Below are 12,846 nucleotides of genomic sequence, written 5' to 3' on the forward strand. Positions count from 1 at the left end.
CGCTCCGGCGGGGGTTTCGTCGTCTCGGCCGTTCAGAGCCGGGGAGGGACGACGACCACCGGGACCTCGGCGTGCTCGAGGACGCGCATCGTGTGACTGCCGACGCGCGGGATCGCGTGGCCGGGACGGTCGACGACGGCCATCACGACGAGATCAGCCGCGCACTCGCGCGCCTCGGCGAGGATCTCCCGCGCGATGCGGCCGTGTCGCCGGTGCGTCGTCGCCGGCACGTTCGCCTCCGCGGCGACGCGCAGCACATGGCGGAGGGCGGCGTCCGCCCCGCTCTCGAGGTGCACGATCGCCGTCGTGGGATGCGGTCCCCCCGTGACGGGCTCGGGATCGACGACGGCGACGGCGCGCAGGCGAGCGCCGACCCGCTCGGCCAGGGCGATGGCGGCGTCCGCCGCCTCGAACGCGGCGGTGGAGTCGTGCACCGCGACGAGGATCGTGGTCATGCTGTGCTCCTCTCTTCGGCGCCCAGATCGGCCGCCCAGCGCAGCCGGAGGGTCTCCTCGAGGTCCTGCTGCTCGAGCTGCTCGCGCATGCGCCGCAGGTCCTCCTCGAGTCGCGGCACCCACCGCCGCTCGATGGCTCGCCGGCGGACCTGCGTGGCATGGAGCTCCGCCGCGAGGCGCGCCCGTGCGTGGTCGATGACGGCGTGCCGGACGGCGGCCTCCAGCGCGTCGCGATGAGCCGCGACGGCGAAGGCCAGGGCCGAACCGCCGCCCACGGCCCGTCGCGGCGGCAGCTCGCACGTGATCTCGTCGGGGCGCTGCGCTCCCATCGCGGAGCTCCACGTCACGGTCGCGCTCGCCTCGCCGAGCGGCGCCGCCTCGCGCACGCGCTCGCGACCGTCGAGCGCCGTCGCCCGTCGCAGCCAGAGCGCCGCGACACGGGCGAGACGCTCCCACTCGGCGCGGCTGCGGTCGACCTGCAGCTCGAGCCGCTCGACCTCGTCGGCCATGATCCGCTGCCGGCGCTCGAGCAGCTCGGCGGCGTGGCGCGCGACGGCGAGGCGGCGCTCCAGTCGCGCCCGCGCGGGCCTGCTCGCCGCGGTGTTCACGAGGCCCCTCCTTCACTCGGCCGATGGCGTTCGATCAGCGCCGTCGGGATCATCGACAGCTCCCGCTCGGGCAGCACGCCCAGAGCGTCCCAGATCCGGTCGAGCGTCTCGCCGAAGGAGCGGTCCTCGTTCTCGCGCTGGTTCAGCACGGCGCTCTCGAATCGATCGCGGTAGCGCAGGTATGCCTGATCCGTCTCGCCCAGGGCATCCGCTCCCATGAGCTCTGCCAGCTCGGCGGCCCGCAGGGACCGCGACAGCGACGCGAGAGCCTGAGCGGCGACCGGCAGGTGATCCTCGCGCGTGCGGCCGGGCCCGGCGCCCGCGCGCATGAGGCGCGACAGCGAGGAGGACGTGTCGACCGGCGGGTATACGCCGCGGGCCGCCACCTCGGGGGCGAGCACGACCTGCCCTTCGGTGATGTAGCCGGTCAGGTCGGGCACCGGGTGCGTGATGTCGCCGCCGGGCATGGTCAGCACGGGGACGATCGTCACCGATCCGTCCCGCCCGCGCACGCGCCCGCACCGTTCGTAGATCGAGGCGAGGTCGCTGTACAGGTAGCCGGGGTAGCCCCGGCGCGCGGGGATCTCGCGGCGCGCCGCCGACACCTCGCGCACGGCCTCGGCGTAGCTGGTCATGTCCGACATGATCACCAGCACGTCGTCGCCCTCTTCGTAGGCGAGGTGCTCTGCGATGGTCAGCGCCACGCGCGGCGCGAGGATGCGCTCGATGACGGGATCGTCGGCGGCGTTGAGCAGCAGCACCAGCTCCCCCGACGCCGCGCGCTCTTCGAGCCGATCGCGCACCGTGTCGATGTCGGCGTGCGTGAGTCCCATCGCGACGAACACGACGCGGAATCCCCGGCCCTCCGAACGCGCCTGCGCGGCGATCTGGGTCGCCAGCGCGAGGTGCGACAGGCCCGGAACCGAGAAGATCGGAAGCTTCTGCCCGCGCACGAGCGTCGTCAGTCCGTCGATCGCCGAGATGCCGGTGCGGATCGGATCGGCCGGCGGCTCGCGGTGCACGGGGTTCAGCGGCACGCCGTTCACGGGCACCGTCGTCTCGCCGACGACGGGCGGCCCGCCGTCGAGCGGTTCGCCGCGGCCGCTGCACACCCGCCCGAGCCAGCCGCGCCCCACCGGGATCGCGAACGGATCCCCGGTGAACCGCACGCCGACCGAGCCCGGCTCGATGCCGGCGGTCCCCTCGAGCACCTGCAGCGTGACGAGGTCGCGCTCGACCTCGAGCACCACGCCGTGACGGACCGACCCGTCATCCAGTTCGACGACGGCCGATTCGTCCCATCCGACGTCGGCGGTCTCGCCCAGCACGAGCAGCGGACCGCGCAGCGCGTGCACATCGCGGTACTCGACGCGCCGCGCACTCGCGGGCAGTCCTTCCGGCTCCGTGGTCGTCACCGCAGCGCCTCCAGCCGGCGCAGCATGGGTCCCCGCCGCGCCTCCACCCCTGCGGCGTCGTCGGGGCCCGTCTCGTCCCGCGCGCGCAGCACGTCGCCGAAGTCGATGCGCTCGATCGCGGCCGCCGGCACGCCGTCCTCGGCCAGGCGCGCGCACCGGTCGGCGACGTCGAGCACGAGGTCGAGGATCGCGGCGGCCTTGCCCGCCGAGCACGACGCGTCGTTGGGGCTGAGCGCGCTCTGCATGAGCACGCCGTCGCGCACGAGGCGGCCGCCGAGCAGGATCATCCGCTCGTGGCCCGGCAGCGACGCATGGCCGAGGAGCTCGGCGAGCGAGGCCAGCCGATCCGACTCGGAGAGCAGCGTGAGCGCCCGCGCGCGGCGGGCGACCCAGGCGGCGTCGCCGTTCTCGGCGTACCAGCGGCCGATCGCGTCGTCGTCGCGCGCGAAGGACGCCGTCCAGCTGACCGCCGGGTAGTGGCGCGCGTAGGCCAGATCGCGGTCGAGCTGCCACAGTGTGCGCGCGAAGCGCTGCGTGGCCGTCGTGACCGGCTCGGTCATGTCGCCGCCCGGCGGCGACACCGCGCCGATCACGGTGACCGACGCGGTCCTCCGGCCGAGCGTCTCGACCCGGCCCGCGCGCTCGTAGAACGCCGCGAGCTCGCTCGCGAGGCTCGCCGGATACCCCTCCTCGGCCGGGAGCTGCCCGTTGCGGTTCGCGAACTCCCGGAGCGCTTCGGCCCAGCGCGACGTCGAGTCGGCGATCACGACGACGTCGTAGCCCATGTCGCGGTAGTACTCCGCCACGGTCACGCCGGTGTGGATGCCGGCCTCGCGCGCCATCATCGGCATGTTCGACGTGTTGGCGATGATCACCGTCCGGTCGATGAGGCGCCCGCCCGTGCGCTCGTCGGAGAGCTCCGTGAGGGTGCCCAGCACGTCGGCCATCTCGTTGCCGCGCTCGCCGCATCCGACGTACACGATCACATCGGCATCGCTCCACTTCGCGATCTGCTGGAGCAGCAGCGTCTTGCCCGCCCCGAAACCGCCGGGGACGGCCGCGGTCGCTCCCCGCGCGACCGGGAACAGCAGGTCGAGCACACGCTGGCCCGTCCGCAGCGGCACCGCCTCGGAGCGCCGCTGCCGGAAGGGCCGCGGACGCCGGATCGGCCACGTCGAGGTGAGCGCCACCTCGTGGTCGCCGATGCGGGCGACCACGGCATCGGCCGCGAGCTCCTCGTCGCCGGCGAGCCACGTCACGGTGCCGGAGACCCCGACCGGCACCAGCACGCGATGTTCGACGGAGCCGGCATCCGCCACCGTTCCCAGCACGTCCCCCTCCGCCACGGCGTCGCCGACCTCCGCGCCGGCGGCGAACCGCCACGAGCTGTCTTGCCCCGGGGGCTCGGTCGTGCGGGCCGCGCCCAGCCAGAGCCCTGCTCCGGTCAGAGGTCGCAGCAGTCCGTCGAAGGCCTGTCCGAGCAGCCCCGGGCCGAGGGGGATCGACAGCTGGGCGCCGGTGGACGCGGCGACGTCGCCGCTGCGCAGCCCTCCGGTGTACTCGTAGGCCTGCAGGACGGCGCGATCCCCCTCGCGTTCCACGGTCTCGGCGCTCATGTGCGCGGGGCCCAGCGCGACCACGTCCGACATCGCCAGCGCTCCGACGCCCTCCACCTCGACCAGCGGCCCGCTCACGCGCACGACGGACCCGCTCGTGTTCACCCGCTCCATACGCCACGCATCTCCTCGGGCATCCGCTCCCACGTCTCCTCGGCCAGCGCGGGAAGCGACAGGTCCAGGCGCCGCGACCCCGCCTCGACGACCACTCCCCCTGCCGGATGCTCGGTCACGACCGCATCCGGCCCGAGAAGCGCTCGTCCGCGCGCCTCGAGACGGCGACGCATGTCCGGATACCGCTCGTCGTGCGCGAGCCCGCGCGCTGCGCGCATCACGGCGTCGCGCAGCTGCTGCCGTGCGGCCTCGCGGCGAGCGAGGACCTGCCCGGAGGCGCCGCGACGCGCCCGGGCCGAGGCGTCGCGCGCGACGATCTCGCCCGCCGCGCGACCGTCGGCGATCGCGGCGTCGACGATGCGCGCGGCCTCCTGATGGGCGGCCTGCAACACCGCGGCGCACTCCTCGTCGGCACCCTCGCGGATCTCGTCGGCGCGGCGTTCGGCATCCGCTGCGATCGCGTTCCGCAGCGGCTCCATGGCTTCGACCGCCCCGTCGGGGAGCCCGGCTCTGCGCGCGCTCATGCGGGCATCACCGCCACCATGCGCCGGCCGTCCTCGCGGTCCTCGCCGAGCGCCGCGGCCGCCTGCGCGGTGAGCACGACGACGCCGACGTCGCCGGGCAGCGCATCCCACGCGCGCCTGACCGCGTCGGCGCCGGCGGCGAGCAGCACCGTCGCGCCGGCGAGGCGGTACCCGTCGACGAGGTGCTCCTCGCCGATGACGGCGATGCTCAGCGCGTCGGCCATGGCTCACGCCTGCCCGATGATGATGATCGCGATGATGAGGCCGTAGATCGCGATCCCCTCGGCGAGGCCGACGATCACCATGGCGCGCCCGAACATCTCGGGCCGCTCGCTCATGGCGGCCAGCGCCGCGGCACCGGTGTAGGCGACGGCGATGGCGGCGCCGATGGACGACCCGGCCACGGCGATCGCCGCCGCGATGAGCGCCGTGCCGCCCGCGCCGGTCGACGTGGTCGTGCTCGTCGCCGCCTCGACCGCACCGCTCGCGGCGGCCGGGACCGAGGCGGTGAGCGCCTGCACGAAGACCACTCCGGCCGCGATCGCGACACCGGCGTTGACCACCACGAGCGCCTTCATGCCGGTGCTCCGCGTGCGTCGCAGCAGCAGCAGCGCGCCGGCGAAGGCGATCGCGAAGACGGGAAGGGCCATGACCCAGACGGTCATGCGGGTCTCCTCTCTGGAACGGGCAGGTCGCCGGCGGCGACCCCACCCTCGTCGGCATACGGTGTCGGACCCGCGGCGCTGTCCACCGCCGGGCTCCACGGGCGGAACGGCCGCCCTTCGGACTCGAAGACGCGCGAGAACAGTTCGTAGTACGACAGGCGAAGCGCCTGGATGGCCGCGACGAGCGCCTCGAGCGCGAACGTGAGCACGTTGCCCACGACGAACAGGAGCACGCCCGCGACCGCGCCGAGGGGGCCGAGCCCCCACAGTGCCGTCGTGCCCTGCCACACCACGAGCAGCAGCGCGGCGTGCGTCAGCCCGAACGCCGCGAGACGCGCGAACGAGACGACATTGGACCCGAGGCGGATGATCGTGTCGCCGACCTCGATGACCGTCTGGAGGACACCGGCGAAGTGCCCGCCGGATGCCACGTACAGTCCGATCGACAGGAACACGATCGCGAGCACGGCCAGTGCCGCGGCGAGGGCGACCAACCACATCAGGCCCCACACGATGCCGCCGGCCAGCACCGCCGCGGCGAGGAACAGCAGCGACCCCGCGACGCCGCTGCGCGCGTACAGGGCGTAGCCCCACCCGCCCTCGCGGACGCGGTTCACCGTTCCGATCGCGTACGCCGCGGCCAGCAGCACCGAGCCGAGCACGATGGCGGCGATCAGGAACGGCACGGGCTCCTCGAGGGGGGACAGCCAGAGGACCGGCACCAGGCCGGTGGGCCCGAACGCCTCGCCGTAGAGGAAGCCGAACGCGATCGCGGCGGCGCCGGCGGCCGTGACGAAGCCCCACGCGCGCTGGATGCCCGCGAACCGGCGCGGGCGTCCCGTGCGAAGCAGCAGGCCGATCCCGAGCAGGATGGCGCCGTGGCCGACGTCGCCGAACATCATGCCGAACATGACGATGTACGCGAAGGCCGCAGCGCGTGCGGGGTCGATGTCGCGATAGGGCACGGTCCCGTAGGTGTCGACGAGTGCGCGTGACATTCCGGCCGCCTCGGCCTCGCCCGAAAGCAGCGTCGGCGGCTCGACGCCGCGCGGGCGCTGGATCGGGACCGCGGCGGCTCCGGCGGGAGCCAGCCGCTCGGCCAGGTCCGGAAGCGACGTCGACGGCGTCCACCCGACGTAGCCGGCGAGGCCGTCGCGCAGCACCGCCGCGTCGCGCGCGCGGGCGAACTCGTCCGGCGCGCCTTCGGCGTGGCGCGGAAGGTCGAGTTCCACCGCGCCGCTCGCGGCGATCTCGGTCAGCATCGGATCGATGGCGGCTTCGGGCGCGACGAGCGCGACGCGCTCCATGCGCACCGGGGTGAGCGCTTCACGCCACGACATCGAGCAGCTCGCCTCCCCCCGCGTCGGCGGACGCCAGCGCCTCGGCGACCCGGAGGGCGTCGCACCGCAGCACGGCGAACGCCCCCAGGGCGGTCTCCGGCCCCAGGCCGCTGTCGCGCAGCAGCCGGAAGCCGTCCGTCTCCGCGCGTGCCCGCCAGCGCTGCTCCGCCCGCCACAGGTCGCCGGGATCGTCGACGTCCGCCAGTGCGGCGGCGGCGGACGGCGGCAGCGCGGTACGGAGTCCGGCGAGATCGCGCCTCGCGATCCACGCGTCGCCGATCGCCGACCGTGCGAGCGCGACGAACCGGTCGGGCGGCTCGCGGTCCTCGACGGCGCGCATGCGTGCCGCGCGGAGGGCCAGCGCGCCCGTCGCCCACGACCCGCTCGCGGGCGCGATCGACGTGAGTCGGCGCAGCACGGCGGCCGCCAGCACGTCCGCCATCGCGGCCGGGTCGGGCCCGGGATCGCCCCACACGCCGTGTCGCAGAGCGTCGCGCAGCACCGCCGGCGACGAGGCGTCCCATACCGTCGCCGGTGCGGACGCCAGGACGCCCACGTCGTACCGGGGCGGCGCCGGGGTGCCGCGCTCGAGGGCGTCCACCAGAGCCACCAGGTCCTCGTACTCGAACAGCGCCGCCAGGGCGCCCGCCAGACGCGTCCCCGCGGGCGGCATCCACCCGGCGAGCACCCGCAGCTCCCACACCACCGCGGCGCCGAGCGCCCGCTGCGCGGACGCGAGGTCGTCGGCACCGGGCAGGCGCGGACCGTAGAGACTCGGCTCGAGAGCCTGGATCGCCGCAGACAGGTCCGGCCTGCGGGCCACGGCGTCCGCGCCCGCGGTCCCCAGTCGCCGATCCGCCGTCGCACGCGCGCGGACGGCGGCGGCGGTCCAGTCACCGATCACGATGCGGTCTCCGTCGTCTCCGGCTCCTCGAGGAGGCCGTCCCGCAGTCGTCGCATCACGCGATCGACGGCCTCGGACCTCGCCTGCGCCGCGGCCGCGTCGATGCGATCGGCCTCGACCTGCGCCTCATCCACCACGCGCCGGTCCGTCTCGGCAGCGGCGCTCTCGACCTCGAGGGCGGCGCGCGCACGCGCCTCGGCGGCATCCGCGTGCGCGCGCTCGACGATGGCCGCGGCCGAGACGCGCGCCTGATCCCGCGCGTCGGCGGCGGACTTCTCCGCCGCGGCGACGGCGTCCTCGGCCGCGCGCACCGCGGGAGCGAGGGCGGCGAAGACCGGTGCGAGCTCGTCCTCGGGTCCGTGTCGGTCGGCTGCCGGCACGGCCGTCGCGGCCGCACCCGGCGCCCCGACCGGCCGGAAGCGATCGAGGAAGCTCACGCGCACGACCCACGCACCTCCCTCTGGAATGGCGCGGCATCCGACCCGTCGCGTCCGTCGAGCCGACGGGCGTGGCGGCTTCGATGCCGACGGTCCGATTGTGCCTCCCGCCGACGCGCGGGCACCAGGGGTCCGGGCACCGTCGCGGGACCTTGGGCCCATGACGATGCGGCGGGCAGGACGCACACTGGCGCCATGAGCACGGGCGCGCGTGCATCGGATGCCGCGACCGCCGCCATCCGGACGGCCGCGCGCCGTCGGGTGCTCCGGACCTGGATCCCGGCCGCCACGATCGCCGAAGCGGTCGGCTTCGTCGTGCCCGCGGCCGCGGGTGTCGCGACGGCGTCCGCCGCGCCGTCCGTGCAGCTCGCCACGCTGCTCGGGGCGGGCGCGATCGAAGGAGCCCTGCTGGGCGCCGGGCAGGCGTGGGCGCTGCGCCGCCTCGACGTGCCGGTGCGTGCGAGCCGCTGGGTGCTGCTGACCGCCGCCGGTGCGATCCTCGCCTACGTGTGCGGCATGGCGCCCTCGACCTGGGCGTCGAGCCTCGTCACGGCCCCGCCGGCGGTGCTGATCCCCGTCGGCATGGTGCTCGGCGCCGTCCTGGTCGCGTCGATCGGCGGGGCGCAGTGGGTGGAGCTGCGCCGGCACGTTCCGCGCGCCGGCCACTGGGTGTGGATCACGGCCGTCGCCTGGCTCGCCGCCCTCGGCGCCTTCCTCGGCATCGCGATGCCGCTGTGGACCGATGGCCAGCCGTTCTGGCTGATGCTGGCGATCGGCATCGGCGCGGGGCTGGTCATGGCCGCGGTCGCAGCGACCGTGACGGGGTTCGGGCTGGCGCGCCTGCTGCGTCCGCGACGCGGCTCGGACCGAAGCGCTCCGAGGTCTGCACACCGCTCCTCGGTCGGCGCGCCGCGCCACGTCTGACACGCGATGCGGTTCGGTCTCAGTCGCCGATTGCTCTGCCGGAAGACGGGCGCCTTGGGGGTACGAGCCAAGACGAAGACCGTGTCCCGCGCGATGTACGTCGTCGCCGCCGATCAGCGTGTTGTGGCTATGCTCGGACCCGGGCGAGCGCCGCGAAACCAGTGGAGCAGCCCCGCCGCGCCGCAGGTCGACGGGTCGGCGACCATTCAACCCGTTCGCGAAATGCCATTCGGCCGGCTGTGAAGGAGTCCGACGTGCCGCCCAAAGTGAGCATCTTGATGCTCACCTACAACGCACCCGAGTTCGTCGAGATCGCAGTCCGCACGGTGCGTGACCGGACATGCGATGTGAACTTCGAACTCGTCGTGGTGGACAACGCATCGGAAGAGCCGACGAGAGGGCTTCTGCACCGTCTCGACGACGAGGGCCTGATCGACACACTCCATTTCTCGCCCACCAACACCCTGTTCGCCGGCGGGAACAATCTGGCTGCGACCCTTGCCGCCCCCGACGCCACGCATTTCCTGCTCCTGAACAGCGACGTCGAGATCCGGGACGATGCGTGGTTGAGCAATCTCCTGTCGCACCACTCGCGCGGCGCATCGTCATATGGAATGGTGCCCGACCCGCTGCGAGTCGACGGCTACTGCTATCTGATCGACGCAGACCTGTACCGCAGCGCGCCCCTCGACGAAGAGCATCAGTGGTTCTGGGCCATCACGAAGCAGCAGGCTGGGCTGCTGAGTGCTGATCTGTCGGTCCGCGGATACTTCGAGCACGAGAGGTACGTCCACCATTTCGGCGGAAGGAGCGGCACCGGCTTCACCGGCGCCAAGGGCTTGTCGGTGGATCGCCTGGAGCTAGACCGCTGGTTCGGCGGACGCTCCCCAATCGTGATCGACTTGCACACCCTTCCGCTGCTCACCCGCGTCGACCTTGTCGGCCCGGAGTTCGTCCGGCGAGCGGTCCACCGGATCCAGAGGGTTCGCGCGCGCGCGGCTCGCGCCGTGTCTCGCCGGCGCCCCTGAGCGGCGCTCAGCGCCGTCGGTGCATCTGCCCTCATTTCCGCCTGGGCCGCGGAGAGAAAAGGTGCGGCGACGATAGGCTGCCGACGCACGTTCGCACACTCGGTCATTCGCCGCCGACCGGCTCCGCCGAGATGTGGTTCGCCGTGTGCGCGCGATAGATCTCGGCATTCCGCAGGATCTTCGCGCGCTCCGCGTCCGACAGCTCGCGCCGCACCTTGGCGGGGACGCCCGCCACGAGCGATCCCTCGGGGATTACCGTCCCCTCGAGCACGACGGCTCCCCCGGCGACCAGGCTCCCCGCGCCGATCACCGCGCCGCTGAGCACCACCGATCCCATGCCGATGAGGCTGCCGTCACCGATCGTGCAGCCGTGCACGACGGCGTTGTGACCGACAGACACGTTCTCGCCGATGACGACGGGACTGCCGTCGTCGACGTGCACCGACACGTTGTCCTGGATGTTGCTGCCGGCACCCAGGGTGATGCTCGCGCTGTCGCCGCGCAGCACCGCGTTGTACCAGACGCTGGCACCTTCGCCGAGTCTCACGTCGCCGATGACGCGGGCTCCGGCGGCCACGAACGTCCCTTCGGCGAGGTGCGGGCTCGAGCCCGCGACGGACAGGACGGAGGCACCTTCGGCAATCGTCATGCTCCGACCCTACGGCGCACGGACCGCCAGCGCGTCCTCGAGGGCGGCCTGGTACCACGGGCCCAGGCTGTCGGCGAAGGTCACGGTGATGTGGTCCTGGTCGCGGTAGAGGTTCGCCCCGCCCACGACCGGGAAGCAGGCGTCCGCGTCGCAGAACACATCGGTGAAATCCAGCAGCGTGACGTCGGCGAGGCCCGCCGCGGCATCGCGCAGCGGATCGTCGGCGACGAGCACGTCGTCGCGCGCCCCATCGCACTCCGACGCGTCGTCGTGCGTGCGCAGGCATTTGTTCGGGTCCGTCTCCCACACCGGGTTGTCGACCACGGTCACGACCGGGACGCCGCGATCGGTCATCTCGCTCCACGCCTCGCGGTATCCGGCGACCGCGGCGTCGTGCGCGGAGTCGTATCCGGCGGCGGAGTACGGCGTCGTCGCGAGCGCCGCGGTGAACACGACGTCGACGTCGGAGGCCGCCAGCGCCTCGCCGACGTCCTCCCGCCACTGCGTGCACGCCTGGCCGAAGGCGCCGGGCGTGGACAGCGGCGTGGTGTTCCACGGGCAGGCGCCCTTGAACCACGTCACGAGGCGCCACCCGCGCTCCTGCGCGATCCGGTCGAAGGTCGACAGCAGCTGGTACGCGTGGCTGTCGCCGATCAGGGCCACGGTCGGCGCATCCGGGTCGTCGACGCCGAACGCGCACGAGACCGGCCGGGCGTCGTTGAGCTGGACGAAGCACTCCGGATGCTCGGGCCGGTCGATGCCGGCGAATCCGGGATCGGGCCGGATGTCTTCGAATGAGACCCCGGCGCACGACGGATCCAGGACGGATGCCGCGCCGAAGCACTCGGGCGGGTCGGCGCGCAGCTGCTCGATCTCGGCGACACCCTCTCGGTATGCCGGCGCGTTGACCGCCCACGCGCCGCCCGCGACGCCGGCGACGAGCACCATCGCGGCGAGCGAGGACCACAGGGTCACGCGCGCCGGACGCGTCGTGAGCACCTTCCAGCTGCGGGCTGGGTCCTCGACGAAGCGCTTGGTCAGCCACGCCAGCACGAAGCAGATGGCCAGGAGCGACACGCGGTGCCAGATCGTCAGCCCCCAGAACGGCACCGACGGGGCGATGATGATCAGCGGCCAGTGCCACAGGTACAGCGAGTACGAGATGTCGCCGGTGAACTGCGCGGGGCGGATCGCCAGCAGCCGCGTCGGGTACCACCAGCGGTCGGCGTTCGACGCCGCGATCACGGCGGCGGCCCCGAGCGTCGGCAGCAGTGCCATGTACCCGGGGAACGGCGTCTGGCCGTCGAAGCGGAACGCCGCGTACAGCAGCGCGGCGATCCCGGCCCAGCCGAGCACGAAGCTCCCCACCGCGTGGCGGACCCGGAGGAGGGGAACCAGCGCGATCATCGCGCCGACGCCGAACTGCCACATGCGGCCGAACGTGACGAAGTACGCCGGCGCCGGATCCGTGATCGTGAACACGACGCAGAACACGAAGGACGCCGCCGTGACGACGCCGAGTGCGACCAGCACCGCGCGGCGGCGCGCGCCGCGGAAGGACCGCACGCCGATCCATGCCGCCAGCAGCATGATGAGCGGCCACATGACGTAGAACTGCTCTTCGAGCGACAGCGACCAGTAGTGCTGGACGGTCGTCGGGTCGCCCGCGTGGTTGAGGTAGTCGGCCGAGTTCAGCGCGAGGTACCAGTTCTCGACGTAGAAAGTCGCCGCGATGATCTCGCTGACCTCGTTCTGCAGCGCCGAGATCGGCATGAGGTACGGGGTGCCGGCGACGATCGCGCAGAACAGCAGCACGAGGAGCGAAGCCGGCAGCAGGCGCCGGGCGCGCCGCGCCCAGAACTGCGACAGCCGGACGGTGCCCGTCGCCGTCAGCTCGCGCATGAGGTGCGACGTGATGAGGAACCCCGAGATCACGAAGAAGACGTCGACGCCGACGTAGCCGCCCGACAGCCGCCCCGGCCAGAAGTGGTACAGCACGACGAACAGGACCGCGATCGCCCGCAGACCCTGCACATGCGGAAGGAACCGCGACGGCTCGGCGTGCTCGGGCGACCGGTCGCGCGGCTGACGGGTCACCGTCTGGGTGGGATGCCCCAGATTCTGCGGCCCGAATTCGTGGTCGGCGGATGGCACTCCTCGACGCTAG

Annotated in this window: 14 protein-coding genes; 2 read left to right on the forward strand and 12 right to left on the reverse strand. The window is 73.3% G+C overall.

The annotated features are described in order from the left end of the window. Positions 1–32: 32 nt before the first annotated feature. The 10 genes from HD594_RS11905 to HD594_RS11950 are packed head-to-tail and all read right to left on the reverse strand — an operon-like array spanning position 33 to position 8,078. A complete protein-coding gene (locus tag HD594_RS11905) occupies positions 33–455 on the reverse strand; it encodes a universal stress protein (RefSeq protein ID WP_184751156.1) in 423 nt (140 codons plus the stop codon). Next, the gene (locus HD594_RS11910; protein ID WP_184751157.1) at positions 452–1,063 is read right to left on the reverse strand and encodes a V-type ATP synthase subunit D; all 612 of its coding nucleotides are present in this window, start codon (positions 1,061–1,063) and stop codon (positions 452–454) included. Before HD594_RS11910 ends, HD594_RS11905 begins: the two co-directional genes overlap by 4 nt. Beyond that, positions 1,060–2,478, reverse strand: a complete 1,419-nt coding sequence (locus HD594_RS11915) for a V-type ATP synthase subunit B (RefSeq protein ID WP_221446616.1) — start codon at positions 2,476–2,478, stop codon at positions 1,060–1,062. Before HD594_RS11915 ends, HD594_RS11910 begins: the two co-directional genes overlap by 4 nt. Further along, a complete protein-coding gene (locus HD594_RS11920) occupies positions 2,475–4,208 on the reverse strand; it encodes a V-type ATP synthase subunit A (RefSeq protein WP_184751158.1) in 1,734 nt (577 codons plus the stop codon). Before HD594_RS11920 ends, HD594_RS11915 begins: the two co-directional genes overlap by 4 nt. After that, the gene (locus HD594_RS11925) at positions 4,196–4,732 is read right to left on the reverse strand and encodes a hypothetical protein (protein WP_184751159.1); all 537 of its coding nucleotides are present in this window, start codon (positions 4,730–4,732) and stop codon (positions 4,196–4,198) included. The genes HD594_RS11920 and HD594_RS11925 overlap by 13 nt, the downstream gene beginning before the upstream one ends. Next, on the reverse strand, positions 4,729–4,956 hold the full coding sequence (locus tag HD594_RS11930) for a V-type ATP synthase subunit F (protein WP_184751160.1): 228 nt from the start codon (positions 4,954–4,956) through the stop codon (positions 4,729–4,731). The genes HD594_RS11925 and HD594_RS11930 overlap by 4 nt, the downstream gene beginning before the upstream one ends. Positions 4,957–4,959: 3 nt before the next feature. Continuing rightward, positions 4,960–5,397, reverse strand: a complete 438-nt coding sequence (locus HD594_RS11935) for an ATP synthase subunit C (protein WP_184751161.1) — start codon at positions 5,395–5,397, stop codon at positions 4,960–4,962. Further along, on the reverse strand, positions 5,394–6,737 hold the full coding sequence (locus HD594_RS11940) for a V-type ATPase 116kDa subunit family protein (protein ID WP_184751162.1): 1,344 nt from the start codon (positions 6,735–6,737) through the stop codon (positions 5,394–5,396). Before HD594_RS11940 ends, HD594_RS11935 begins: the two co-directional genes overlap by 4 nt. Beyond that, on the reverse strand, positions 6,724–7,641 hold the full coding sequence (locus HD594_RS11945; protein WP_184751163.1) for a hypothetical protein: 918 nt from the start codon (positions 7,639–7,641) through the stop codon (positions 6,724–6,726). Before HD594_RS11945 ends, HD594_RS11940 begins: the two co-directional genes overlap by 14 nt. Continuing rightward, positions 7,638–8,078: a hypothetical protein gene (locus HD594_RS11950; RefSeq protein ID WP_184751164.1), complete on the reverse strand. Its 441-nt coding sequence runs from the start codon at positions 8,076–8,078 to the stop codon at positions 7,638–7,640. The genes HD594_RS11945 and HD594_RS11950 overlap by 4 nt, the downstream gene beginning before the upstream one ends. Before the next feature lie 195 nt (positions 8,079–8,273). Here HD594_RS11950 and HD594_RS11955 point away from each other — a divergent pair, with 195 nt between their 5' ends. Together HD594_RS11955 and HD594_RS11960 are read left to right on the forward strand one after the other, a co-directional pair. After that, positions 8,274–9,002: a hypothetical protein gene (locus tag HD594_RS11955; protein ID WP_184751165.1), complete on the forward strand. Its 729-nt coding sequence runs from the start codon at positions 8,274–8,276 to the stop codon at positions 9,000–9,002. Between the two features lie 254 nt (positions 9,003–9,256). Next, complete coding sequence (locus tag HD594_RS11960; RefSeq protein WP_184751166.1) at positions 9,257–10,030, forward strand: glycosyltransferase family 2 protein; 774 nt, start codon at positions 9,257–9,259, stop codon at positions 10,028–10,030. Positions 10,031–10,133: 103 nt separating this feature from the next. Here the strand turns inward: HD594_RS11960 and HD594_RS11965 are convergent, their stop codons facing one another. Both HD594_RS11965 and HD594_RS11970 read right to left on the reverse strand, forming a co-directional pair. Then, positions 10,134–10,679, reverse strand: a complete 546-nt coding sequence (locus HD594_RS11965) for a gamma carbonic anhydrase family protein (protein WP_184751167.1) — start codon at positions 10,677–10,679, stop codon at positions 10,134–10,136. Positions 10,680–10,688: 9 nt separating this feature from the next. Then, positions 10,689–12,833 (reverse strand): acyltransferase family protein, encoded by a 2,145-nt coding sequence (locus HD594_RS11970; RefSeq protein WP_184751168.1) that lies wholly within the window; start codon positions 12,831–12,833, stop codon positions 10,689–10,691. Positions 12,834–12,846 lie beyond the last annotated feature (13 nt).

The organism is Microbacterium thalassium (genome assembly GCF_014208045.1).
Taxonomy (GTDB): domain Bacteria; phylum Actinomycetota; class Actinomycetes; order Actinomycetales; family Microbacteriaceae; genus Microbacterium; species Microbacterium thalassium.

Excerpts from the sequence above, each read along its gene's own strand:
- HD594_RS11905 (WP_184751156.1), bottom strand. The coding sequence starts at position 455 with ATGACCACGATCCTCGTCGCGGTGCACGACTCCACCGCCGCGTTCGAG.
- HD594_RS11920 (WP_184751158.1), bottom strand. The coding sequence starts at position 4,208 with ATGGAGCGGGTGAACACGAGCGGGTCCGTCGTGCGCGTGAGCGGGCCG.
- HD594_RS11925 (WP_184751159.1), bottom strand. The coding sequence starts at position 4,732 with ATGAGCGCGCGCAGAGCCGGGCTCCCCGACGGGGCGGTCGAAGCCATG.
- HD594_RS11930 (WP_184751160.1), bottom strand. The coding sequence starts at position 4,956 with ATGGCCGACGCGCTGAGCATCGCCGTCATCGGCGAGGAGCACCTCGTC.
- HD594_RS11935 (WP_184751161.1), bottom strand. The coding sequence starts at position 5,397 with ATGACCGTCTGGGTCATGGCCCTTCCCGTCTTCGCGATCGCCTTCGCC.
- HD594_RS11940 (WP_184751162.1), bottom strand. The coding sequence starts at position 6,737 with ATGTCGTGGCGTGAAGCGCTCACCCCGGTGCGCATGGAGCGCGTCGCG.
- HD594_RS11955 (WP_184751165.1), top strand. The coding sequence starts at position 8,274 with ATGAGCACGGGCGCGCGTGCATCGGATGCCGCGACCGCCGCCATCCGG.
- HD594_RS11965 (WP_184751167.1), bottom strand. The coding sequence starts at position 10,679 with ATGACGATTGCCGAAGGTGCCTCCGTCCTGTCCGTCGCGGGCTCGAGC.